Here is a 23,835-nt window from a genome sequence, read left to right on the forward strand (position 1 = left end):
TGATGCTTCCTCTGTTCCGGGATGGCCGCTGAGCGGCGGCGGGATACCGATCCCCCAATGCGTGGTTCCCCGCCGCCGTCGCAGCTCCGGAGGATTCCTTCGTCGCTGCAGAACGAAGCTATGGCTTCGCAACGGCTTGGAGGCCAAAGACGCTGATAACCCCCGTTATCAGCGCCTGATCAGAAAAGACGCCCCACACAACTATGCTGAGGTTCGTCGTTGTAAGGAGGCGCAAATGAACGAAGCAGAAGCCCTGCGCATGACCCTCTCGGACGTTGCCGCCCTCGCGCAGGTCCAGCGCCCCGTCGTTTCCATGTGGCGCAAACGCAGCGCCGGGACTGTCCACCCGTTTCCAGAGCCGGCAGCGCTCGACGACGGGCGGGAACTCTTCGACGCCGACCACATCGCCGCCTGGCTGACCATCACTGGACGGGGCAATAACCCGGAGGCCGCCAACGACGTCGCCGCCTTCGCCCGAACGCCCGGCACGGCTGCCGGTGGCGCCCGGGGAAACACATTCGACGCTCTCACGGCCCTGCTGACGCTCAAGGCAATGACCGGCAACTCGGTGGGGCAGCTCAGCCCGGACGAACTTCTGGACGTCGCAGACGAGTGCGATCCGGATGACACGTTCCTGTATTCGGAAATGGAAGCCGCGGGCACGTCACTTGCGTCCGCGGCAGCATTCGCGGACCGGCTGGTGGACAGTGCCTACAACGCGGCCGCGGCCTTCGAGCAAATGCTTGCTGCGCGGTTCCGGGCGGGGCTGCGGGAGCACTCGAATACGGCCCTCACCGAATCCGCCGTGACGCTGGTGGCCGCTGCGGCCGTCGAACTGGCCGCGACCCTTGGCAGGAACTCCGTGTTTGCCGACCCCACACGCGGCGGCAGCGACCTCCTGATGGGCGTCGCGCACGCTGCCGGCGAGGGTTCTCCCGTCACCTTTCTGACAGCGGACGACGACGGCGGCGCGGGCCGCCTGGTGCGTCGCCGCCTGGGCGTCCACGGTGTCGACAGCGGGCAGATCCGTGTCGATCCGAGTGGCGAGTTCGCCGTCCCTGGACCTGTAGTACACGTGGCGCAGTATCCGTCCCCCGGCCAACCGGGCATGGACGCTTCCCAGATTCTCGCGGCGGTGGAGCATCTTGTCCTGCAGATGGACGATCAGCAGCGGGCGGTCATCATCGCCCCAGCACGGGTTCTCTGTGATGTGCCGCTGGCCGCTGACGCCGCCGGGCTCCGCTCCGGGCTTCTGCGTACCGGCCGGGTGCGTGCCATCGTGCGGCTGCCGCAGGGACTGCTGCGCGCCAAACCCCGCGAAGCCCAGGCACTGTGGGTGCTGGGACCGTCGTTCGCTGATGTGCCCATTGCCGAGCGGTGGACCATGGTGGCTGATGTCAGCACCCGCGTCCTCGCAGAAGATGTCAGCCAGGACCTCATCAGCGATATGGTCGCGTCGATGGGTGACCGCGCCACGATGCGCGCCCACTCCTTCCGCTTCGCCCGGCTGGTACAGACCCGTCTCCTGCTGGCCAGCAGGAAGTCCCTGGTGGCAGTGCCAACCCACGGGTCGGCTCCCAGTCTCTCCGGGGCCGACGCAGCCGTTCGAGTGGAGGAACTCGTGCGCATGCTGCAGACCGGCAGAACCGAACAATCAGGTGAGGTGGCGGTGCTTCCGCGAGATCCGAACACGAAGGCTCGGTCCGTCTCCGTCCAGGAACTCATCGCCGCCGGCAACCTCAGATACATCAAAGGGAACCGGCTCGAGGATGCGGACCTGACGCCCAGCGGCGGGACTCGCGTCCTGGGGCCGGCGGAACTGCTCGACCCGCAGGGCAGGCAGAGGAGGAACATCAGCCTTCTGGAGTTCGCCGACTACCCCGCGAGCCGGCTCACAGAGCCAGGCGACGTCGTCTTTTGCACCAGCCCGCGGCCCGCCGCGCTGGTGGATGTGGGAGGTGGCTCCGCCGTCGTCTTCCCCGCCCGGGTGCTGCGGATCGACGGCGGCGATCCCGGCGGGCTGATCGCCGCCGTCATCGCTGCGGACATCAACAAGTTCCCCGCAGGGGACAAGTCCTGGCGCCAGTGGCGGCTGCGCCGCGTTCCGGACGCCCAACGCAAGAATCTGGCGGAATCCCTCGCCCGGCTGCAACACGAGCAGCAACAAGCCCGCGAACGCCTAGGGCGGCTCGAAGAACTCGCTACCCTGATTACGGACGGCGTAGCGGGCGGAAGCCTCACCCTGACAGACCCCAGCAGTATGCTCGCCGAACCTCAGACCGAAGGAACCCGTTAATGCCCCCGAAATTGAAGGTGGACCTCGCCCCGTCCACCATGAAGGAACTCAAGGACACTCTATGGAAGGCCGCGGACAAACTGCGTGGCTCCATGGATGCCTCCCAGTACAAGGACGTGATCCTGGGCTTGGTGTTCCTGAAGTACGTCTCGGACGCTTTCGAGGAGCGCCGCGGGCAGATCCAGGCTGAGTTGGAGGCAGACGGGCTCAACGAGGAGCAGATCGCCCAGCTGATCGATGACGATGACGAGTACACCGGCCGCGGCGTGTTCTGGGTCTCCGAGCGCGCCCGCTGGACCTTCCTGGCCGAGAACGCCAAGGGATTGCCGGCGATGGACGGCGTAGGGCCCAAGTCGATCGGTCAGCTCATCGATGAAGCCATGGACCTCATCATGGTCGACAACAAGAGCCTGGCGGCTACGCTCCCGCGCATCTATAACCGGGACAACGTGGACCAGCGCCGTCTCGGCGAGCTGCTGGACCTGTTCAACTCGGCCCGGTTCACCGGACAGGGCGCCAGCAAGGCCCGCGACCTGCTCGGCGAGGTCTACGAGTACTTCCTGGAGAAGTTCGCCAAGGCCGAGGGCAAGCGGGGCGGCGAGTTCTACACCCCCGCCGGCGTGGTCCGCGTCCTCGTGGAGGTCCTGGAACCCCACCGCGGCCGCGTCTACGACCCTTGCTGCGGCTCCGGCGGCATGTTCGTCCAGGCCGAGAAGTTCCTCGCGGCTCACAACATGGAGGGCTCGGACATCTCCGTCTACGGCCAGGAGCTCAACGAGCGCACCTGGCGGATGGCCAAGATGAACCTCGCAATCCACGGGCTCAACGCCAACCTCGCCTCCCGGTGGGGCGACACCTTCGCCCGGGACCAGCACCCCGAGCTGAGCGGCACCAACGGCGCGGACTTCATCATGGCCAACCCGCCGTTCAACATCAAGGACTGGGCCCGCTCCGAGTCCGACCCCCGCTGGAAGTACGGCGTGCCCCCGGCCGGCAACGCCAACTACGCCTGGATCCAGCACATCATCTCCAAGCTGGCTCCCGGCGGCAGCGCCGGCGTGGTCATGGCCAACGGCTCCATGTCCTCCAACTCCGGCGGCGAGGGCGAGATCCGCGCCCAGCTGGTCGAGGCCGATCTGGTCTCCTGCATGGTGGCCCTGCCCACCCAACTGTTCCGCAGCACCGGCATCCCGGTCTGCACCTGGTTCTTCGCCAAGGACAAGACCGCCGGGAAAAACGGATCGGTGGACCGCGCCGGGCAGGTGCTCTTCATCGACGCCCGCAACCTCGGCTACATGGTAGACCGCGCCGAACGCGCCCTCTCCGACGAAGACATCGCCAAGATCGCGAACACGTACCACGCTTGGCGCGGAACTGCCTCAGCTGTTGAAGCCGGGCTGACATACGACGACGAAGCCGGCTTCTGCTACTCCGCCAGCCTCGCGGAGGTCAAGGCATCGGACTACGCGCTGACACCTGGACGGTACGTCGGAGCAGCCGACGTGGAGGACGACGGTGAGCCGATCGAGGAGAAGATCGCACGGCTGTCCAAGGAGCTACTCGACCAGTTTGAGGAGTCCGAGCGGCTCGCCGCTGTTGTGCGGGAGCAGTTGGGGAGGGTGCTATGAGTGGATTCGCGTCGGTGCCGCTTTCCGAGGTCGCGACAGTTCGTTCCGGCTACGCATTCAAAAGCAGCGATTGGAAGACCAGCGGCGTACCTGTAATCAAGATCGCGAACATCCACCCTGGCACGATCGACTTGGCAGGTTGCGCCTACGTTAACGGGTCTGTCGCCGACGCTGCCAGGGCGTACAAGGCCCGCAAAGGCGATCCACTCATCGCAATGTCAGGGGCCTCCGTTGGCGAGATCGGACGGGTCAGGTTCTCTGAGTCGGCACTCGTAAACCAGCGTGTTGGAATATTTCGCGTCCACGACCACACTTTGTTGGATGCTGATTTCCTTTTCCACTTCCTCCAATTGCCGGAGACGATCGACTTTTTTGTCGCCTCGGCATACGGATCAGCGCAACCGAACATCAGCCCTTCGTTAATCCTCAGTGTCGAAATTCCGTTGCCCACTCTTGGCGAGCAACGGGCGATCGCGGAAGTGCTGGGGGCGCTCGACGACAAGATCGCCGCCAACACCAACATGGCCACGACAGCAGAAAAACTGGCCACCACGGAATTTCACCGTCTGGTTCAAGAAGTGCCGTTTTCCGATCAAACATTTGGCGAACTTGCCAAGGTGAGCGGCGGTGGCACTCCCAGCACAGCCGTCCCCGAGTTCTGGAACGGCGACGTGAGGTGGGCTACCCCAACTGACGTAACCGGGCTCCAGGGACCATACCTGACCGACACTTCACGACGGATTTCCGAAGCCGGGCTGAACGCATGCGCCTCCGAACTGTATTCAGCGGGAGCAATTTTCATGACATCGCGGGCCACCATAGGGGCGTTTGCTCTGCCTCAGGCGCCGATGGCTGTCAACCAAGGCTTCATAGTCGTGCAGCCTCACGACCCGGACGTCCGTTTTTGGTTCTTCCACGAAATGCAGAGCCGCGTGGATGAATTTATTTCGTTGGCAAACGGCGCCACATTCCTCGAGCTGAGCCGCGGCAATTTCAAGAAGTTCAAAGTACGGCTTGCCGAGCCCCACGTCATGAAGGAGTTTGTCGCCCTGGCTGAGCCGCTTCATATGGCAGCTGCCAATGCACTGTCGGAAAACACGAAATTGGCCAACACACGCGACGTACTCCTGCCCCAGCTCATATCCGGAAAACTGCGGGTCAAGGATGCTGAAAAAGTGCTGGCGGCCGCGGGAGTATGAGGTCGAACGAGCTGATCTGAGCCAGCGTCTCCAACCTCGAAGCAGGATCTGCACAAACATTTCAGAATGACATCCGGTCCATCAGGGGGAACCACCGTGACAGCAGCACCAGCAGTAGCCTTTTCCGAAGCCGATTGGGAAGGTGTGGCTTTGGGACTCTTGGCCGAGCCGCTCGGCTGGCGGCCAATGTCCGGGCAGGACATCGCGCCCGGCACCGGCGAGCGGGGCTCCTGGGACGAGCTGCTGATCCGGCCCCGGCTCCTCGCCGCGCTGCAGCGGTTCAATCCGACCGTTCCGGTCCAGTACCTGCAGCAGGCCCTCGCCGAGATCGCCTCGCCCAAATCCAACGACGCCATCACCGAAAACCACCGCATCCACAACTACCTCGTGGACGGCTACCGGCTCAGCTTCATCGACTCGGACGGCAACGAGGCCAACCCCTCCATCCATCTGCTCAGCTCGGACCCGGACCAGAACGACTGGCACGCCGTCAACCAGGTCACCCTGTTGCAGGGCGACTACAAACGCCGCTTCGACGTCGTGCTCTACTGCAACGGCATGCCGGTGAGCATCATCGAACTCAAGAAGGCCGGCAGCGCCACGGCCGACGTAGCAGCCGCGCACGCCCAACTGCAGACCTACCTCCGCGAGTTCCCCATGGCGTTCCGCTTCTGCGTGTTCACGCTCGCCTCGGACGGGATCCAGGCCAAGTACGGCACTCCGTTCACTCCCCTTAACCACTTCTCACCCTGGAACGTCGACGACGACGGCGTGCCCGTCGCGCCGGGGCACATGGAAGGCGGCGAAGCGGTCACAGCGCTGGAGACGGCGCTCCATGGCTTGTTCAATCAGGAGCGCTTCCTGCAGCTGGTCCGGAACTTCACAGCATTCGATGAAGGCTCGGAGGGACTGACCAAGCGCATTGCCAAGCCGCACCAGTACTTCGCCGTGACCAAGGCGGTGGGCAGCACCGTTCAGGCCGTAGAGAGCAACGGCAAGGCCGGCGTCGTCTGGCACACCCAGGGTTCGGGCAAGTCCATGGAAATGGAGCTGTACGCCAACCTGGTTGCCCGGCATCCGAAACTGAAGAACCCCACCGTCGTGGTCATTACCGACCGTAACGAGCTCGACGGCCAACTTTTCGAGGGCTTCGATCGCAGCCTGCTACTGGCAGAGTCCCCCAAGCAGATCCGGAAGCGCTCCGAGCTCCGGGACGAATTGAGCAACCGCACCACCGGCGGCATCTACTTCACCACCCTGCAGAAGTTCGGCCGCAGCAAGTCCGAGAAGGACGCCGGCGCCGACCACCCGCTGCTGTCCGATCGGCGCAACATCATCGTGGTGGTGGACGAGGCGCACCGTTCCCACTATGACGACCTGGACGGCTACGCCCGGCACCTGCGTGACGCCCTTCCCAATGCCACGCTGATCGCGTTCACCGGAACGCCGATCTCCTTTGATGACCGCAACACCCGGGATGTGTTTGGTGAGTACGTTGACGTGTACGACCTCTCCCGGGCGGTGGAGGACGGCGCCACGGTGCCGGTTTACTTCGAACCGCGGCTGATCAAGGTGGGGCTGGCCTCCGACCTTACCGAAGAGATTCTGGACCAGGCAGCCGACGAAGCCACTCTGGGGCTGGACGACACCGAGCGGGCCCGCATCGAGGCGAGTGTCGCCGTCGTGAACGCCGTGTACGGTGCGCCGCAGCGGATCGCGGCGCTGGCCGCGGACCTGGTGGCGCACTGGGAGAACCGCAGCGCAAGGATGGGCAAATTTATCGAGGCGCCGGGCAAGGCGATGATCGTGGGAGGCACGCGGGAAATCTGCGCGAAGCTGTACACGGCGATCGTGGAGCTGCGGCCCGCGTGGCACTCCGACGACCTCGCCAAGGGCAAGATCAAAGTGGTCTACTCCGGTACCGCGTCCGATGTGCCGCCGGTTTCCGACCACGTCCGCCGCGACTCCCTGAATGCGACTTTGAAGGAGCGGCTCAAGGATGTGGACGACGAGCTGGAGCTGGTGATCGTCAAGGACATGATGCTCACCGGCTTCGATGCCCCGCCGCTGCATACCCTGTACTTGGACCGGCCGCTCAAGGGCGCGCTGCTGATGCAGACGCTGGCCCGCGTGAACCGGACGTTCCGCGGCAAGGAGGACGGGCTGCTGGTGGCGTACGCTCCGCTGGCGGAGAACCTCGCCAAGGCGCTGGGCGAGTACACGCAGTCCGACCAGGCGAACAAGCCGGTGGGCAAGAACATCGATGAGGCCGTCGGTCTGACCGTTTCGCTGGTGGACTCCGTGAGGGAGCTGCTGGCCGGACACGACTGGAGAGCCGTGCTGACGAAGGGCGGCCCGAAGGCGTTTCTGAATGCCGTCACGGGAGCGGTGAGCTACCTCCGCAACCCTGGCACGCCGGGCAACCAGCCAGCCGACGGTGAAGAGTCACATACCGCGAAATACCGCCGGTTCTCCAGCCAGCTTTCCCGCGCATGGGCACTATGCTCCGGCTCTGAAACTCTTGCTGAGCTGCGGCCCGAGATCCAGGTGTACGAGGAGATCCGCGTCTGGATGGCAAAGTACGACGCCGCCGACCGGCAAGCCAGCGGCGAACCCGTTCCAGAAGAGATCCAGCGACTGCTGGGCAACCTCATCGCTAGCGCTACATCCTCCGGCGAAGTGCTCGACATCTATGCGGCCGCCGGCATGCCCAAGCCGTCGCTGGATGACCTGACTCCGGAGTTCATCGCCAAAACCCAGCACGCACGGAACCCGCAGCTGGCCATCGAGGCACTCCGCAAGCTTATTGCCGACGAGTCAGCGAAAACGACCCGCAACAACGTCATCCGCCAGCGGGCCTTCTCCGAACGGATCACCGAGCTGATGAAGAAATACACCAACCAGCAGTTAACGTCGGCGGAGGTTATTGCCGAGCTGGTGGAGCTCGCAAGGGAAGTTGCCACCGAAGGCAACCGCGGTGCGCAGTTCACCCCTCCGTTGAATACAGACGAATTGGCCTTCTACGACGCTGTGGCTTCGAACGAGTCCGCCGTCGAAGTCCAAGGCGAAGGCGTCCTGGCCGATATTGCCCGGGAGTTGGTGTCCGTGATGCGGCGGGATGTGCGCACCGATTGGACCGTGCGCGACGATGTCCGGGCCAAGCTCCGCTCCTCGATCAAACGGCTCCTGGTGCGATTCGGATACCCGCCGGACAAGCAGCCCGAGGCCATCAAGCTGGTCATGGAGCAGATGGAATCAATGGCGCCGCGGTTTGCAGAGGCAAGGCTATAAAGAATAACTCCAGCCCAACAAAGGCCCTAAAGGCGCAACAAGTGTCGGGAACAATTAAGGACAGACCTTGGCTCAAGTTCCAGGGACGTGAAAGTGAGACGGGGGAACAATCATGCCAGAAGCTGCCTGCAGTTCGGCTCCGGTAAGGCCTGCTGCTTCTAACTCTCAGCTTGGTGCCCTAACGGATGGGCTGCACAAACTGAGGATCTTGACAGACCAGAACAAGCTACCGACGGATTTCCAGCTCTTCGGACGTGATCTCGCTGTCTTGCGCGCACGTCGCCGCGATGAGGCTGGGAACCTTTCGTCCCATCTCAGGGTGCCGCCCGAGGCTGGCCTAGCGGAACCGGCCTCGACGTTGCTTTTCGCGAAGGGCTAGAACATGCTGATCAGACCCGTGTCGCTCCCCCGGGACCTACATCTATTGGACACCCCTGCCGCCTACATTCGCCGATCCGATGTCCATCTGCTCACCGCCAGACGGAACGCCTGGCACAGCACGACGCTTAAGCGTTACAGCACCACCGCACCCGCTTTCTCCACAGTAACGTCGGCATGCGAATCAGCGGAGCTGCGAAGGAGACCTGGGACCTATTTCGTGATCGACGAAAAACCGTCGCTGGTCTTCGATCTTGACGGGCTTAGCCTAGTTGTGATCCACCTCAATGCTTCCCCACGGTTCAAGTCCTGGAAGATGCCTGCGGCAATGACCGACCGTAAGTCCCCAATCACCGGACTTGAAGTCTTCAACATGTTTGCTGGCAGTAATTACAGGCAAGCAACGTCAGGTTGGCGGATTACCGACGGAGAGCCCGACGTCATTGTTGGAATCGCAGAAAGCGCCGCATTGGCCACTTCTGATGGCCAGGACCAGATCCAGTTGAGGCGCTCATCAATTAAGTCCGGCGGAAGGATGACTTTCAGCATTGAGCAAAGGACTGACGCCAATGCGGCGCATTTGGAACGCATAATCGAAGAACTGGGTCACCTCACTCAACAGAAATATCCCGTACACGAAATCCACCAGTGGGGCGGCGAGTACTTCTGCGAAAAGGACACCAGGAAGCTATATAATGCAGAACCGCAGCGCCTAAGCGACTATGGATTTCCGGTCAGACTCACCGCAGCCCCCGAGCCTTCGACGTTCTGCTCGGTTTGCTTCCGCTGGTTTAACGGCGCACGCCCCGATGATGTCGGGTAACGCTCTGTCTGCGACGCCCAGCAATCCTTGGCGTCTAATATTTTGCTTTTTCAGTAAGCGACGGCATTGCTTCAAGGTCGATGTCCGACTCCGGTGACCGGTCCAGGTGAACGAACGCCGACACGTTCGGCTGCCCGAGCCCGAAAGCGCTGATCAACTCGAGCCAGTCTCGCCCAAAGCAGCTGCCCAGAGAGAACCTTGTCGCTCCCAATCGCACTGCCCGCGCCAGCTGGACTCATGGCCTGGGTCAGCTCCGACGGCTCGGCTCTTCCTCTAGTTCCCGACAACCTCCAGATCGATGACTTCGGCGTTGATGATCTCGGTCGCTTCGGTCCGGTGTCCTGGTTTGGTCAGCTCCAGGCTGGCGAGGTGCTTTTGCAGCCGCTTGGACATGGGAAGGAAAGTACCCAAGGTGAGGCCTCCGGAGAGAAATGCACCGACGACGGGGATGACCTTCGCAACTCCGTTGGCAAAGAGTTGCTTGGTCAGGCTTTTACCGAGATAGCCGGCGACCTTCTTCACGATCGGATAGATGAGCCCTTTGGTGAGTGCCTTCTGCGGTAGTTTCTTCGCCACATTGGCGGCGATTATGTTCGCGACTTTTGCCACTCCGCCCTGGGCGATTTGCACGCCGAACATCACACCCACGAACAGAGTCAGCATGCTCTCTGTCACCTCATCGATTTCTTCGCCATTATCGGCGAACAGATCAGGCCAGCTGTAGATGTAGGCAAGCTTCTGGGAAATCCGAAGCATGTGGCCCATGTACTGTGCGAGGTCGGCTGGGACAGTGCCGATCATTGCGAGACCGCCGGGGATACCTGCGAGGGTTGAGAGGCCGGTGACCTTGCCCGTCTCATAAGCGATAGAGGTATTTGCGATCTCAGTGATGACCTTGAGCGGAATACCCGCAACTGAAGACGATTTCAACAGCGCCCTTTAGCCGGTCCACCACCGCGACACTTTTCCAGGCCGATCCCCGTGGCAAATTCCCATATAGATGCTGGGATCCGAGATTCGCGGATACCCCGCCCGAAAAACTATCGCGCTCTGGTATCTCAACTGCATCACCCTGGAACTGCAGGGTGCATTCCGTTGGAGAAGGAACGGATCGGGCGGGACCAGGATGGGATGAGCACCTCCCTAGAGCAAGCCCTGGAACTTGGATGAGGTTCTTCGAACGATGAAGTTTAGGGTACCCATGAGTATCCTCACGGGGGCACTGATCATTCCCCGAATGAACCAGCGAATGAGGCGTGGCAGAGAAAGCACGCAACGATGACACCCTTGAGAACGCCAACGCCCAATGGAGAGGCGGACAATGCGAGAGCTAGTGCCATTACTGAATCTATAGTCATGGGCGGAGCATAATCTCTGCGTGCGACATTAAGGCGCAGTGCCGGCCCGGGGAACCCTTGCACCCCCGGGGCTTCTCAATAACGACGGATTTTGGCCAATTCTGCTTATGCGTCACCCCGCGAGCGGCCGAGCGCGGAGTGCTCTTCGCGGTTTTGCTGAATTCGGCCCGTAGCCTCGTTGTTGATGAATGTTCAGGATTCGTTGCGGTGAGCAGCCCGTTCCACACGCTGCTTCCGCCCAGGTATCAGCTTGAACCGCAACCCAGCAGCCTTGACTGCTGCCTCGAGGGCTCGCAGGGGCGGAATTTCAAGGGCCACCCATGGCTGACTGGCTTCCGTGAGCCTAGCCGGCAGATAGAGAGCCAACCCTATCCGCCTAAGTCGGCGAACGGCCGGCTGCCATGACTCCGCAATCTCGGCCGGAAAATAGTCGATCCGCTGCCCCTCAAAATCCATGGCAATTGCAGTTCGGTCCCAAGGATTGCCAGGTTCCGGCAGCATTTCCAGCTCCAGGGCCGGTCGCGCCTGCATCGCTGCGATCGGAACCAGATGATACTCCTGCCCCCGCAACGCCTGAAGCGTGATCTGGTCTTCGGTGTCACGTAGGACCAAACGTTGGTGAGGTCCGTCCGCTTCCGTTTCTTCAGGTCGACGGTAAGGATTGTTGGCAGGCCGACCGTACATAGTCATCCCTCCTCAAAAGTATTCACCTCGCAGATAGCTCGCTCTTTCAGGCATTGCCAGATTCTGGAGCTTTTCGCTGCGGATGCCGTACGGCTGGCACGCATCCCCTAGCCAACTACACCGCGTTCGCGGAGCGCATTGTCCAAGCGCCGATAAGCGGTCGTCGCCTTCAGGTCGGTCCAGGTGGCGTGGGCCTGCGAAGCATGTTGGAGGATCTCCTGTTGTTCCCACGTCTCAAATCCGCGGCGGATCATCTTGTCCAGAATCATCAGCTTGTTTTCGGACGGTTCCCCTTTGGACATGCGGGCTGCTACGTCATAGGAATTCGCAAGAGGATCGTTCGTTAGCTCCATGGTCCCAAGGAGCAGCTCTGCAAGCTCCTCGTCGCCCAAAGGTTGTACGCGGCTGTACCAGCCAAAGCCGCTTAGCGTTTCATCGGTTCCAGTCCGCAGGCATTCCCTCCAGAATCTTGTACCGATTTGCAGCATCTCCGGCGCGGGCTCAATAGTGTGAGTCAGCGCACGACCCAGCGTTTCTCCTGCTTCGGACAGCTTGTTTAGCGGCTTCAGCCGCCTAATGACAGCCGTGGTGCTGAATCCCTCCAGCTTCCACAACATGGCGATGAGAACGTGGTCTAGGGCGTTTGGAACGTCCCGGCGGACTGCATTCCAGATTTGCTCCGGGTATGCCTTGAACAGCCGCGGTGTCGGATGGTGCATCCATTTCAGGGCCATGTCCGTGGTCAACTGTCCTGTGTTTCCAATTTGGAGTGTGCTCTTGAAGAGCGTCGCGAAATTCGCATCAAGCCACTCTCTGCACATGGTTGATAACAGACTGACCGATATAGCTAGGGAAGCGCGCATCTCTTCCCCAAGCTTGCCGGGAAGTGTCACTGCCATATCGAAAGAAGCCATGATGCTGGTGCGGACCACCCCGTTGACGCGGTAGTCGTATGCACCCAGGGATATCAGGACCTGGAAGGCTCTTGCAGGCGTGTGATTTAAGGACCTCTCGTAGGGATCCTGATTCTGCCCTGCGTAGTCCCCTTGTTCTCGTCTAACTACTTTCGCAACGGACGCGATCAGCTCATCCAGCTTGATTTCGAGGTCGGCGTCCGTATTGGCTAAATCTCCGGTGAGTTCGAGGGCTGCACTTACGCAGTTGTCCCAGGTAGCCTCATAGTCATAACCCTGTTCCGCGCCGATTACCTCGACGTCCCCGGCCTGGGAGCAAACGAAAGCCACTAGGCTGCAGAGTTCCTTTGCCGTGGAGGACAATACGGCAAGATTTTGTTTAAGGAACCAGATATACGCGGCTATGTATGTCGGATGTGTGAGTTCTTGTGCTGTAGCCAACGGATTGGTGGACCATGAGTCGACGTCCCGGCTCATGACTTCAATCATTGCCGTGGATAATTCCCCGGCCGAAGAGGGCCAGTCCTCCGCAGACGGCCGCCAGGCGACAATGGCCCTGATGAAGGCCGTGCGGGACATGGACTGAAGGGCTTCAACAGCGATGGGACTGCGTACTGGTCCCATCTCGAAGGCTCGGTGGCGACGTATGGATTCCGTCGTGGGTTTCCCGAATTTTTCCGCGATCACATCGAGAGTCTGCCGCCAGTCCTTCACTGCAGCCGCGGGCATTAGCGGAGCCCAGCGGTGCCGGGCCATCCAGGTCAGCGGGTAGTCGACATATGAGATAGCGTCCATGGTTAACATGCTCGGTGCTGGTCCGTAGAGCTCGGCCAAGGCCGGGATGTGCTCTTCAGGATCAAACGTGCCGACGATTTTATCCAAGAGACTTATGTCGTCGACCGTGGGTTGGCCGTCCTGGAGCCTAGCCTGGACAACCGCGATCATATCTCCTAGCGGGACTCCGTTGAGTTGGGTCGCGTAGAAGGCCCGCACTCTGCTTCCGATTGGTTCCGGCAGGTCGCTCAGCATGAGATTCACGGCGGGATCGTAAGGAAACCCCGCTGCTGCCGCCAGAACGTCGGTAAGGACACCGACCAGTTGTACCGCGTGTTTGAGGCCATAAGGATCGAGTTTCTGATGAATCGGCACCCCCCGTTCGTGGCGGAACCGGCTCAGTGGTCCCAGCGGATCGTCCGGGATGTGTTTGAGCTTGCGCGTGAGTAGCTGGACCCGCTGCTGGAAGTTCTCGGTCGTCACGCCGTCGCTGTATGCCGAAAAGAGCGGTTCAGGATAGTGCTGGCCCTCAAGAACGCTGGGGTTGAAGACCTGATCAGCCACGGCGATGACAAACTCGTCGTGAGCGGCGACGTTTTTCACTTCCTCGATGCACAAAAATGCCACGTCTCCCGCAGCTGCGGATAGACATTGAAGCAGCAGCCCACGCCCGGCGGGCCCGACGTCCTGAGCTGCCCGTGCCAAAGTCTGGACGGCCGGAGGGCTGTCCTTGAAACGCCCGAGGATCCTCTCCAAGGTGTCAATGATTTCGCGCGGGTGATCATCCTTAAGCGAAGCCACCATCCAGTGACCGACCCATCTCGAATGGACCGTCGGAGGGGCAATGAGCCCTGACTTCTCGAGGATGTGAAGCCATCCCGGGCCCCGAAGCTTGGACAGGAACCAACGTAAGTGATCCGGCATCAGAGCCAAGTGCTGGAGTTCGTCGAGATGGACCGCTGTGGGCTCCGTCAGAAGGGCCAGCTCTTCCAACCGCGCGTTGCGGGGTTCCCTTGGGAGGAAGAGTCTCGTGAGTGTTCTTGTGGCCCTTCGCAAAAGCACTTCCGCCTCAGGAGGGGAAATATTGGCATGAAGCGCTGACCCGGCATCATCCAGAATTCTGGCGTATTCGGAAATGGCGGCCAAGCCGTCAGGTGCTGGAGCGTTGCCGGCCCGCTCCAGTAACACGGCCTTGAGTCGGCGTTCGTGTTTGGAATCCTGGCCGTGTATTTCGGCCATCGCCTTGATCGCAAGAGAGAGATCCTTCAAGGTGACATCTTCGTCGGCCAAGCCATTTTGACGCGCACTGCGCCAAGCCTCCTCGGCACTCACTACGTCCCGGGATAGATCGCTCCAAGACTTCGTCGATCCCATCCTGCGCTGTGCAGGCTCTGGCTGTGATTTAAGGAGGGACTCCAAAGCTTCCCGGACTGCGTAGGCGACGGCTTCACCGCGTCGCGGAAATTCTATGGCCCCATTGGCAAGCGTAGCCGCACTGCAAAGGTAATCAAGGGCGCGCAATCCATAGGGCCCGAATTCAATTCGAATGTATCCAGCTACAGCCTCGTCAAGCATGTGGTTTGGCCCGTCCTTTGCGTGAGACTCATGGTTTGAATATGTCAGTCCGAACGGAGCCAACTGGGCGGACCACACAATACCCCGCATGTCCTGCCTTCGCTTCACCGCGCAGGACCTCCCACAATTTCGGTCCCTTACTGAGCTCCCGCTCGAGCTCGTCGGCCAGCAATCCACGCTCACGGCACGCCCGGGCCGTGGCCTCCACGTGACAGACGTTCATCAGGAACAACACTTCGCCTGTGCCGAAATCGGCGGTGAGGTGGTCACGGGTGACCTTGTGAACCTGCTTGGAATTCGTGCCGGTACCGACGAGGACGACGCCCAGTAGGTCCAGAGAGGGATCAGGCCACCGGCGCTGTCCATGCGTGCCGAGACAGCGGCGACACCCTTAAGCGCTGGGCATATCTGTCTTCAGCGGCACCAGTGCGTCCCGAACAGACGAGTGTCAAAGTTGACGTGGGTTTGTCATACTTCGAGCGGAATCAATAAACAGCGGATTAGCCCCGGGGAAGAAGGCGCCGAGACGGAAGTGTGGCAGGTAGACGGATAGGTCCACGAACAGCACCATGACTACAAACGCCTGGCAGATCGGTCGAGCGACCGAATTCTTCCGACTGCCCGACTGCTTTCGACCAAGCTCCCGTGCTCTCAGCTGGACCTGCCACTACGTGGGGCGTGATTCGGAGCTAGTTGGATCCAGATCAAGTTGACCAGAATTGGTCCAACTTGTTCCGAAAGAGCTCAACTAGCTCCGAATCTCACACCAATTTTCGCCAACTCTTCAGTCAGGTTTCGCCAACAAGTGCGCGAACCGCCAACTAGCCTCCGACCTCACACGAATCGGAACAGTTTCCAAAAGCGTGAAATCTCACACCAATTTGGAAGTCTTCCATGTAGGCGGACCAGTTCTTCCAAATGGACTCGGTTCTTCCACTTAGAGTGACTTTTCGCACGAGACTAGAAGTCCCAGTCGTCATCCTCAGTGTTGACAGCCTTGCCAATCACATACGACGAACCCGAACCCGAGAAGAAGTCGTGGTTCTCGTCCGCGTTCGGCGACAGGGCCGACAGGATGGCCGGGTTCACGTCGGTGACGGAAGCCGGGAACATGGCCTCGTAGCCCAGGTTCATCAGCGCCTTGTTGGCGTTGTAGTGCAGGAACTTCTTGACGTCCTCGGCCAGGCCGACGGAGTCGTAGAGGTCGTGCGTGTACTGGACTTCGTTCTCGTACAGCTCGAAGAGCAGCTCGAAGGTGTAGTCCTTGATTTCCTGCCGGCGCTCCTCGGAGACCTTCTCCAGGCCCTTCTGGAACTTATAGCCGATGTAGTAGCCGTGCACGGCCTCGTCGCGGATGATCAGGCGGATCAGGTCGGCCGTGTTCGTCAGCTTGGCCCGGGAGGACCAGTACATCGGCAGGTAGAAGCCGGAGTAGAACAGAAAGCTCTCCAGCAGCGTCGAGGCCACCTTGCGCTTGAGGGGATCGTCGCCCTGGTAGTAGTCCATGACGATCTGGGCCTTCTTCTGAAGGTTCTCGTTCTCGGTGGACCAGCGGAACGCCTCGTCGATCTCCTTGGTGGAGGCCAGCGTGGAGAAGATGGAGGAGTAGCTCTTCGCGTGCACCGACTCCATGAACGCGATGTTCGTGTAGACAGCCTCTTCGTGCGGGGTGAGTGCGTCCGGAATCAGGGAGACGGCGCCGACGGTGCCCTGGATGGTGTCCAGCAGGGTCAGGCCCGTGAACACGCGCATGGTGAGCTGCTGCTCGTCCGGGGTCAGCGTCGCCCACGACTGCACGTCGTTGGACAGCGGGATCTTCTCCGGGAGCCAGAAGTTGTTGACGAGGCGGTTCCAGACGTCAACGTCCTTTTCGTCCTGGATGCGGTTCCAGTTGATCGCCTCAACATGGCTGAGAAGCTTTACTTTTTCTGTCATGACTCCGACTCGCTTTCTGAAGAGAGACTTGGTTTGGCCGAGTCCTCGACGCAATGCTTGCAGTCGGCTTTCTCGATGCCTTTGTTCGTGTGGTGCCTGGTGTGGGCGTTGCGCTGGCTGGCAGGCCTGGGTTTGCCCTTTTGAGCAGCTGATAGCTTCGCCCGGGTTTCCTCGCTTAGCTTCTTGCCAAAGTTCGGATTCCCCGGCCCCTTCCTGGCTTCGGAAAGAGCCCTTCGTGATTCCTCACTCATCGTATGGCCAAAGCTTGGGTGGTCCGCTCCGAACTTCCCGAAGTTCGGGTTGGTCGCGCCTGAGTTGGTTCCTTTGCGACTTACTTCCCACTTCTTGCGCTGCTCCGGGCTGTGCCTTCCTCCGTAAAACGGATTTGCAGAACCGGGCCGGCTCAGCCCTTTCCGACCCGTGCCACGGATACTTGCGGCTTCCCGCATCTCCTCCGTCCACACAACTCCCGTAGGACCAAGACCGCCATCCGAAATGTTCAGAAGTCGGTCGCCTTCGAGTCGCAGATAGCTGATCCACTCGATCTCAGCCTGCCCCAGCTCGGGCAGACCTTCAATCCAGTCCAACTCGTCCGCGATGAGATCAGCCGGATCGTGTTTTCGGAGCCAATCGTAGAACGGCGTCTTGCGACCCTCAGCAGCCACTCGCAGGTGCTGATGGAAACGACGACTGGCCGTCTTGGTCGTGATACCGACATAGCGGTACTCGACCTCCCGTCGAAGCCGGATGCCATAGACCAAGCCGCCCGTCGCCGTCGTCGTTTCCATCATTTCATCCCTTAAAGAAAATCAACCTATTTCAGTTGACTACAACATGCAGCTGACGCAGTTGTCCACCTCGGTCCCTTCCAGCGCGAGCTGGCGGAGCCGGATGTAGTAGATGGTCTTGATGCCCTTGCGCCAGGCGTAGATCTGGGCCTTGTTGATGTCACGCGTGGTGGCGGTGTCCTTGAAGAACAGCGTTAGGGACAGGCCCTGGTCCACGTGCTGCGTGGCGGCGGCGTAGGTGTCGATGATCTTCTCGTAGCCGATCTCGTACGCGTCCTGGTAGTACTCCAGGTTGTCGTTCGTCAGGTACGGCGCCGGGTAGTACACGCGGCCCAGCTTGCCTTCCTTGCGGATCTCGATCTTGGACGCCACCGGGTGGATCGAGGAGGTGGAGTTGTTGATGTAGGAGATCGAGCCGGTGGGCGGCACGGCCTGCAGGTTCTGGTTGTAGATGCCGTGCTCCATGACGGAAGCCTTCAGCTCGCGCCAGTCATCCTGCGTGGGGATGTGGATGTTCTTGAACAGCTCCGCGACCTTGGCGGTCTGCGGGACCCATTCCTGCTCGGTGTACTTGTCGAAGAACTCGCCGGAGGCGTACTTGGACTTCTCGAAGCCGCCGAACGTCTGGCCGGTCTGGATGGCCAGCCGGTTGGAGGCGCGGACCGCGTGGTACACCACGGAGTAGAAGTAGATGTTGGTGAAGTCCAGGCCCTCTTCGGAGCCGTAGTGGACCCGCTCGCGGGCCAGGTAGCCGTGCAGGTTCATCTGGCCGAGGCCGATCGCGTGGCTCTGGTCGTTGCCGCGGGCAATCGAGGGCACCGACGTGATGTTGGACATGTCGGAGACGGCCGAGAGAGACCGAATGGCCGTCTCGATGGTCAGGCCGAAGTCCGGCGAGTCCATGGTCTTGGCGATGTTCAGCGAGCCCAGGTTGCAGGAGATGTCCTTGCCGGTCTGGTCGTAGGACAGATCATCGTGGTATGTGGTGGGCTGGGAGACCTGGAGGATCTCGGAGCACAGGTTGGACATGATGATCTTGCCGTCGATCGGGTTTTCCCGGTTCACGGTGTCCTCGAACATGATGTACGGGTAGCCGGATTCGAACTGGATCTCGGCGAGGGTCTGGAAGAATTCGCGCGCCTTGATCTTCGTCTTCTTGATCCGGGAATCGTCCACCATCTCGTAGTACTTCTCGGTGACCGAGACGTCGGAGAACGGCATGCCGTAGACCTTTTCGACGTCGTACGGGGAGAACAGGTACATGTCCTCGTCCCGCTTGGCGAGCTCGAAGGTGATGTCCGGGATGACGACGCCGAGCGAGAGGGTCTTGATGCGGATCTTCTCGTCCGCGTTCTCGCGCTTGGTGTCCAGGAAGCGGTAGATGTCCGGGTGGTGCGCGTGCAGGTACACCGCGCCGGCACCCTGGCGGGCACCGAGCTGGTTGGCGTAGGAGAAGCTGTCCTCGAGGAGCTTCATCACGGGGATGACGCCGGAGGACTGGTTCTCGATCTGCTTGATCGGCGCGCCGACCTCGCGGATGTTCGTCAGTGCGAAGGCCACGCCGCCGCCGCGCTTGGAGAGCTGCAGGGCGGAGTTGATGGACCTGCCGATCGACTCCATGTTGTCTTCGATGCGGAGCAGGAAGCAGGAGACCAGCTCGCCGCGCTGCTTCTTGCCGGCGTTCAGGAACGTCGGGGTGGCTGGCTGGAAGCGGCCTTCGATGATCTCGTCCACCATCTGGGTGGCGAGCTTCTCGTCGCCGCGGGCCAGGTGCAGGGCCACCATGCAGACGCGGTCCTCGTAGCGCTCCAGGAAGCGCTTTCCGTCGAACGTCTTCAGCGTGTAGGAGGTGTAGAACTTGAACGCGCCGAGGAAGGTCTCAAAGCGGAACTTCTTCTTGTACGCGCGGTTGTAGAGCTCGCGGATGAAGTTCATCGTGTACTGGTCGAGGGTTTCGCGCTCGTAGTACTCGTTCTTGACCAGATAGTCGAGCTTTTCCTCGAGGTCGTGGAAGAACACGGTGTTGTTGTTCACGTGCTGCAGGAAGTACTGGTGCGCTGCCTCGCGGTCGGCCTCGAACTGGATCTCTCCGTTGGGGCCGTAGAGGTTGAGCATGGCGTTGAGCTCGTGGTAGCCCAGGCCCTTGTAAGCGGCCGGCATCTCGTGCTTTTCCTGCTTGTCAACGGAGGTGGCGGTGCCCGCGTGGGAGCCTGCGCCCTCGGTTACTGCTGTGTCTGCGACAGTCGTGTCCAAAACTCTTCCAATCCTTGTTGTACGCGGTCGACGTCTTCCGGCGTCCCCATGAGTTCGAAGCGATAAAGGTGCGGGACCTTGCACTTGGCGGCGATGATGTCCCCGGCCATGCAGTAGTTGTCCCCGAAGTTGGTGTTCCCTGCGCCGATCACTCCGCGGATCAGCTTCCGGTTGCCCGGGTCGTTCAAAAACCTGATGACCTGCTTTGGAACAGATCCCTCGCCCCCGGTGCCGCCGTAGGTCGGCAGTACCAGCACGTAGGGCTCCCGGGCCGCCAGCGGAGCGTCCCTCGGGTAGAGGGGGATCCTGGCGGCATCGACGCCCAGCTTCGCAACGAAGCGTGCGGTGTTTTCGGAGGTGGAGGAAAAGTAGATGAGGCGGCAGTGCGTCAGCTCGGGAGCCGCTGTGCTGACCGCTTCCCCGCTGTCAGCCGCTGCAGCCACCCGATCAATTGTTGCAACCATGGGACTCACCTCATCTACCGTGAAATCTTGACTGGTAGCGGCGTCCTGGGCTTTTCAGACGACAGGGCGTTTCAGGCTACAGCGACGGCGGCAGCCTGCGCCAGTTCTTCGATCTTGTCCGGGCGGAAACCGGACCAGTGGTCCTGGTCGGTGACGACAACAGGGGCCTGCATGTAGCCCAGGGACTTCAGGCGCTCAAGGGCCTCCGCATCCTGGGAGATGTCGACGCTCTGGTAAGCGATGCCCTTCTTGTCCAGCGCGCGGTAGGTAGCGTTGCACTGAACGCAGGCCGGCTTCGTGTAAACCGTAACGGTCATGGTCCTGTCCCCTTTGTTGAAAGTCTTTTCGGAGCGCTAACCCGGCTCCGGATGTCCCGCGCTGATGCTCTGCTGGAACTGTATGTCGATACTACATGTAGTGCAAGAGCCTCACGTGGACCCCAAGATGATGTATTACAAGTATGTCATTTAACCCACCGTTAATCCACAGGAAGGTGCCCTCCAAATGTCCGGATTTCCGCCCTTTTGGCAGACGAAATCCACACCCTGTGGAGTAGTTAGCCACATTAATCACCCCCGCGTGTCGCACCGCAGACGGCGTGTCGCGCACTTCCCCGGCGGTGCCTGACGGTGGCGCCGGCCACTACATGTAGTGGCCGGACACACGGATGAGGCGGACACCGTGGTGTCCGCCTCATCGGATCGTGATTGTTCTAACAGCCGGTGGTGCTGCGGGCCCTGACCCGGACCTAGCCGAGCGGTGCGGAACGGCTCACCAGGATCTGTTCCACACCCATCCGTGCCTCGGCGAAGCTGCGCAGCGCCCCCACCAGGTACAGCCGCCAGACGCGGGCGATTTCCTCGCCCATCATGGCGACGGCGGCGTGGTGGTTCGCCTCGAACCGGTCGTACCAGGCCTCCAGGGTGCGGACGTAATGCCGGCGCATGCCCTGCACGCCCTCGATCTCGAAGCCGGCGCCCTCGAGGAAGCCCAGCGTCTCCCCCACCGGGCGCATGTGCATGTCCGGGGCGATGAACGACTCGATGAACGGGCCGCCGCCGGGGTGCCTGCCCTGCCGGGACATCTGCTGGACCAGGACCCGGCCGCCGGGGGCGACGTTCTCGAACAGGGCCGCCGCGTAGACGGGGTAGTTGCGCTGGCCGACGTGCTCGCCCATCTCCAGGGACGCGACGGCGTCGAACGGTCCGTCCGGGATCTCGCGGTAGTCCTGGACCCGGATCTCGACCCGGCCCTCCAGCCCCCGTTCGGCGATGCGGGCGTCGATGAACGCCTTCTGCTCCACCGACAGGGTCACCCCGACGACGTCGACGCCGTAGTGCTGCGCCGCGTGCAGGCTCAGCGAGCCCCAGCCGCAGCCGACGTCGAGCATCCGCATCCCCGGTACCAGGCCGATCTTGCGGCAGACGAGCTCGAGTTTGTCCCGCTGGGCGTCCTCCAGGCCGTAACCGGGGGCGGAGTCGGTCCAGTAGCCGCTGGAGTAGGCCATCTGCGGGTCCAGGATCAGGGCGTAGAAGTCGTTGCTGAGGTCATAGTGGTGGCTGATGGCAGCGCGGTCGCGGATCAGGCTGTGCAGCCGGCCCCTGACCCGCGCCTGGCTGGCGGGCGGCTGGGGCGGGGCGCCCAGGGCCCCGGCGGCCGCGGCGATGCGTCCGACGCCGGCCAGCAGGGCCGGCGTCGGACGGATGCCGGCGAGTCCGCGGTCCCGGACCACCTTCCAGAGGTGCTCCAGTGCGGAGTTGAGGTCGCCGTCGACGTCCAGCTCGCCGGTGACGTAAGCCTGCGCGGCGCCCAGCTCCCCCGGTGCCCAGAGCAGGCGGCGGATGGCGTCAGGCGATTTCAGCCGGACCACGGGGGCGCCGGAGGGTCCTGCCTCGCTGCCGTCCCAGACCACGAGGCGGACGGGCAATTCCCCGCCGACGACGGGCCGCAGGACCTCTGCGATGGTGTCCGCGAGCGCCGCAGTCATGCGGCCACGCCCTTGGAAGAGGCCGTCTTGGAGGAAGCAGACTTGGAGGAGACAGTGCTCGCAAAAGCAGAGTCGAGCACGATCTGCTGCACGTCGAGGTAGCCCGTCTCAAATCCGGCCCGGGAGTAGCACAGGTAGAACAGCCACATCCGCTGGAACACCGCGTCGAAGCCCATGGCGCCGACCTCGTCCGCGCGGGCCATGAAGCGCTCCTCCCAGAGCCGCAGGGTCTGCGCGTAGTGCTCGCCCATAGCGAGGCGTTCGCGCACGCGCAGTCCGGTCTGCTTCTCGGTGATGTCCTCGATGGCGCGGACGGAGGGGATGACTCCGCCGGGGAAGATGTATTTGTGCACCCAGGTGTAGCTGGTGCGGGTGGCCATGAGCCGGTCGTGGGCGATCGTGATGGCCTGGATGGCCACCTTGCCGCCGGGGGCGAGGACACGCTCGATCGTCTGGAAGTAGGTGGCCCAGTATTCGAAGCCCACCGCCTCGATCATTTCGACCGAGACGACGGCGTCGTACTCGCCCTCCACGGCGCGGTAGTCCTTGAGCTCGATCGTGACGGCGTCGGTGTAGCCGGCGTCGGCCACGCGCTTGCGGGCCAGTTCCTGCTGTTCGCTGGAGAGGGTGACGGAGTAGACGGTGGCGCCACGTGCGGCCGCGCGCAGGGCGAGTTCGCCCCAGCCGGTGCCGATTTCCAGGACGCGGGTGCCGTCCTTGACGCCGGCCTTGTCCAGGAGCCGGTCGATCTTGGCCTGCTGCGCGGCGGCAAGCCCGTCCCAGGCCACGTTCCGCAGGGCCTCACCGCTTTCCGGGAACAGGGCGCTGGAGTACGTCATGGTGCTGTCCAGGAATGTGGCGAAGAGCTCGTTGGAGAGGTCGTAGTGCCGCGAGATGTTGGAGCGGGTGTTCTTCTCGGTATTGCGCTCCTTGCGCGGCTGGCGCGGCAGGTAGAGGCCGCGCAGCTTCTGCAGCGGCTCGGGTACCAGCGTGCCGACGCGGGAGGCGAAGACCTCCATGACGGCGGTGAGGTCGTCGGCATCCCAGTCACCGGCCATGAAGGACTCGCCCAGGCCGATCAGGCCGCCGTCGCCCAGCCGGGTGGCGAACGCTTCGGGCCGGTTGATGGTCATGACGGGGTAGGTGGTGTCGGCGACCGCCTCGCCCGGGGCGGTCTGCTCCAGTGATGCTTTGCCCGGGGCGGGTTTCCCCAGGATGGTGCCGTCCGGGTAGCGCACTTCCAGCGGCAGCCGGCGAACGGCGGCTTTGAAGATGGCGTCCGCGGCGCGGCCGGCCACACGGGCCTTGAGGCTGGAGGGCACCGTGGCGATGCTGGGCCAGATGGCTGAGTCAATGGTGACGGGCGGCTGCGGGACCGTGTAGGGCACAGTGCCGGTCACAGCTCCGGTCACCGCTCCCGCGGTGTTGGCGCTGGTGCGCGTGGTGTCCTGTGCCCGTCCCGTGCCGGATCCGGTCGCTTCGGTCATT

16 protein-coding genes are annotated in these 23,835 nt (G+C 62.0%); 6 read left to right on the plus strand and 10 right to left on the minus strand.

Features of this window, described 5'->3' with window-relative positions:
- Window positions 1–235 precede the first annotated feature (235 nt).
- From AB4Y72_RS15125 to AB4Y72_RS15145, 5 genes are all read left to right on the plus strand, one after another.
- Complete coding sequence (locus AB4Y72_RS15125; RefSeq protein ID WP_441426979.1) at window positions 236–2,296, plus strand: hypothetical protein; 2,061 nt, start codon at window positions 236–238, stop codon at window positions 2,294–2,296.
- Window positions 2,296–3,924 carry a type I restriction-modification system subunit M gene (locus AB4Y72_RS15130; protein ID WP_441426980.1) on the plus strand — a complete coding sequence of 543 codons (1,629 nt, stop codon included), beginning with the start codon at window positions 2,296–2,298 and terminating at the stop codon, window positions 3,922–3,924. Before AB4Y72_RS15125 ends, AB4Y72_RS15130 begins: the two co-directional genes overlap by 1 nt.
- Window positions 3,921–5,123, plus strand: coding sequence for a restriction endonuclease subunit S (locus tag AB4Y72_RS15135; protein WP_441426981.1), 1,203 nt, complete (start codon window positions 3,921–3,923; stop codon window positions 5,121–5,123). The genes AB4Y72_RS15130 and AB4Y72_RS15135 overlap by 4 nt, the downstream gene beginning before the upstream one ends.
- Window positions 5,124–5,189: 66 nt before the next feature.
- Window positions 5,190–8,414, plus strand: coding sequence for a type I restriction endonuclease subunit R (locus AB4Y72_RS15140; protein ID WP_441426982.1), 3,225 nt, complete (start codon window positions 5,190–5,192; stop codon window positions 8,412–8,414).
- A gap of 598 nt (window positions 8,415–9,012) precedes the next feature.
- A complete protein-coding gene (locus tag AB4Y72_RS15145) occupies window positions 9,013–9,615 on the plus strand; it encodes a hypothetical protein (protein WP_441426983.1) in 603 nt (200 codons plus the stop codon).
- Window positions 9,616–9,888: 273 nt separating this feature from the next.
- Here the strand turns inward: AB4Y72_RS15145 and AB4Y72_RS15150 are convergent, their stop codons facing one another.
- The 3 genes from AB4Y72_RS15150 to AB4Y72_RS15160 all read right to left on the minus strand — a co-directional run bounded on the left by AB4Y72_RS15150 (window position 9,889) and on the right by AB4Y72_RS15160 (window position 14,677).
- Complete coding sequence (locus tag AB4Y72_RS15150) at window positions 9,889–10,545, minus strand: hypothetical protein (protein ID WP_441426984.1); 657 nt, start codon at window positions 10,543–10,545, stop codon at window positions 9,889–9,891.
- Window positions 10,546–11,165: 620 nt separating this feature from the next.
- Window positions 11,166–11,663 carry a hypothetical protein gene (locus AB4Y72_RS15155; RefSeq protein ID WP_441426985.1) on the minus strand — a complete coding sequence of 166 codons (498 nt, stop codon included), beginning with the start codon at window positions 11,661–11,663 and terminating at the stop codon, window positions 11,166–11,168.
- Window positions 11,664–11,764: 101 nt separating this feature from the next.
- Window positions 11,765–14,677, minus strand: a complete 2,913-nt coding sequence (locus AB4Y72_RS15160) for a hypothetical protein (RefSeq protein ID WP_441426986.1) — start codon at window positions 14,675–14,677, stop codon at window positions 11,765–11,767.
- Between the two features lie 331 nt (window positions 14,678–15,008).
- Here AB4Y72_RS15160 and AB4Y72_RS15165 point away from each other — a divergent pair, with 331 nt between their 5' ends.
- Complete coding sequence (locus tag AB4Y72_RS15165; protein ID WP_441426987.1) at window positions 15,009–15,251, plus strand: hypothetical protein; 243 nt, start codon at window positions 15,009–15,011, stop codon at window positions 15,249–15,251.
- A 629-nt stretch (window positions 15,252–15,880) separates the two neighbouring features.
- Here the strand turns inward: AB4Y72_RS15165 and nrdF are convergent.
- The 7 genes from nrdF to AB4Y72_RS15200 form a co-directional block, all read right to left on the minus strand.
- Window positions 15,881–16,855, minus strand: coding sequence for a class 1b ribonucleoside-diphosphate reductase subunit beta (gene nrdF, locus AB4Y72_RS15170; protein ID WP_441426988.1), 975 nt, complete (start codon window positions 16,853–16,855; stop codon window positions 15,881–15,883).
- Complete coding sequence (locus tag AB4Y72_RS15175; RefSeq protein WP_441426989.1) at window positions 16,852–17,646, minus strand: NUMOD3 domain-containing DNA-binding protein; 795 nt, start codon at window positions 17,644–17,646, stop codon at window positions 16,852–16,854. Before AB4Y72_RS15175 ends, nrdF begins: the two co-directional genes overlap by 4 nt.
- Before the next feature lie 36 nt (window positions 17,647–17,682).
- Window positions 17,683–19,803 carry a class 1b ribonucleoside-diphosphate reductase subunit alpha gene (nrdE, locus tag AB4Y72_RS15180; RefSeq protein WP_441427068.1) on the minus strand — a complete coding sequence of 707 codons (2,121 nt, stop codon included), beginning with the start codon at window positions 19,801–19,803 and terminating at the stop codon, window positions 17,683–17,685.
- 62 nt (window positions 19,804–19,865) lie between these two features.
- Entirely contained in the window at window positions 19,866–20,360 is a 495-nt protein-coding gene (gene nrdI, locus AB4Y72_RS15185; RefSeq protein WP_441426990.1) for a class Ib ribonucleoside-diphosphate reductase assembly flavoprotein NrdI, read from the minus strand.
- 71 nt (window positions 20,361–20,431) lie between these two features.
- Entirely contained in the window at window positions 20,432–20,677 is a 246-nt protein-coding gene (gene nrdH, locus AB4Y72_RS15190; RefSeq protein ID WP_018773329.1) for a glutaredoxin-like protein NrdH, read from the minus strand.
- A 431-nt stretch (window positions 20,678–21,108) separates the two neighbouring features.
- On the minus strand, window positions 21,109–22,347 hold the full coding sequence (locus tag AB4Y72_RS15195; protein ID WP_441426991.1) for a class I SAM-dependent methyltransferase: 1,239 nt from the start codon (window positions 22,345–22,347) through the stop codon (window positions 21,109–21,111).
- On the minus strand, window positions 22,344–23,834 hold the full coding sequence (locus AB4Y72_RS15200; RefSeq protein ID WP_441427069.1) for a class I SAM-dependent methyltransferase: 1,491 nt from the start codon (window positions 23,832–23,834) through the stop codon (window positions 22,344–22,346). Before AB4Y72_RS15200 ends, AB4Y72_RS15195 begins: the two co-directional genes overlap by 4 nt.
- Between the last annotated feature and the right edge of the window lies 1 nt (window position 23,835).

Source organism: Arthrobacter sp. YAF34, assembly GCF_052113245.1.
GTDB lineage: Bacteria > Actinomycetota > Actinomycetes > Actinomycetales > Micrococcaceae > Arthrobacter.

Coding starts and splice junctions, on each gene's coding strand:
- nrdE (WP_441427068.1), bottom strand. CDS start 19,803: ATGCCGGCCGCTTACAAGGGCCTGGGCTACCACGAGCTCAACGCCATG.
- AB4Y72_RS15195 (WP_441426991.1), bottom strand. CDS start 22,347: ATGACTGCGGCGCTCGCGGACACCATCGCAGAGGTCCTGCGGCCCGTC.
- AB4Y72_RS15175 (WP_441426989.1), bottom strand. CDS start 17,646: ATGATGGAAACGACGACGGCGACGGGCGGCTTGGTCTATGGCATCCGG.
- AB4Y72_RS15200 (WP_441427069.1), bottom strand. CDS start 23,834: ATGACCGAAGCGACCGGATCCGGCACGGGACGGGCACAGGACACCACG.
- AB4Y72_RS15155 (WP_441426985.1), bottom strand. CDS start 11,663: ATGACTATGTACGGTCGGCCTGCCAACAATCCTTACCGTCGACCTGAA.
- AB4Y72_RS15125 (WP_441426979.1), top strand. CDS start 236: ATGAACGAAGCAGAAGCCCTGCGCATGACCCTCTCGGACGTTGCCGCC.
- AB4Y72_RS15140 (WP_441426982.1), top strand. CDS start 5,190: ATGACATCCGGTCCATCAGGGGGAACCACCGTGACAGCAGCACCAGCA.
- nrdI (WP_441426990.1), bottom strand. CDS start 20,360: ATGGTTGCAACAATTGATCGGGTGGCTGCAGCGGCTGACAGCGGGGAA.
- nrdH (WP_018773329.1), bottom strand. CDS start 20,677: ATGACCGTTACGGTTTACACGAAGCCGGCCTGCGTTCAGTGCAACGCT.
- AB4Y72_RS15130 (WP_441426980.1), top strand. CDS start 2,296: ATGCCCCCGAAATTGAAGGTGGACCTCGCCCCGTCCACCATGAAGGAA.
- AB4Y72_RS15165 (WP_441426987.1), top strand. CDS start 15,009: ATGTCCTGCCTTCGCTTCACCGCGCAGGACCTCCCACAATTTCGGTCC.
- AB4Y72_RS15135 (WP_441426981.1), top strand. CDS start 3,921: ATGAGTGGATTCGCGTCGGTGCCGCTTTCCGAGGTCGCGACAGTTCGT.
- nrdF (WP_441426988.1), bottom strand. CDS start 16,855: ATGACAGAAAAAGTAAAGCTTCTCAGCCATGTTGAGGCGATCAACTGG.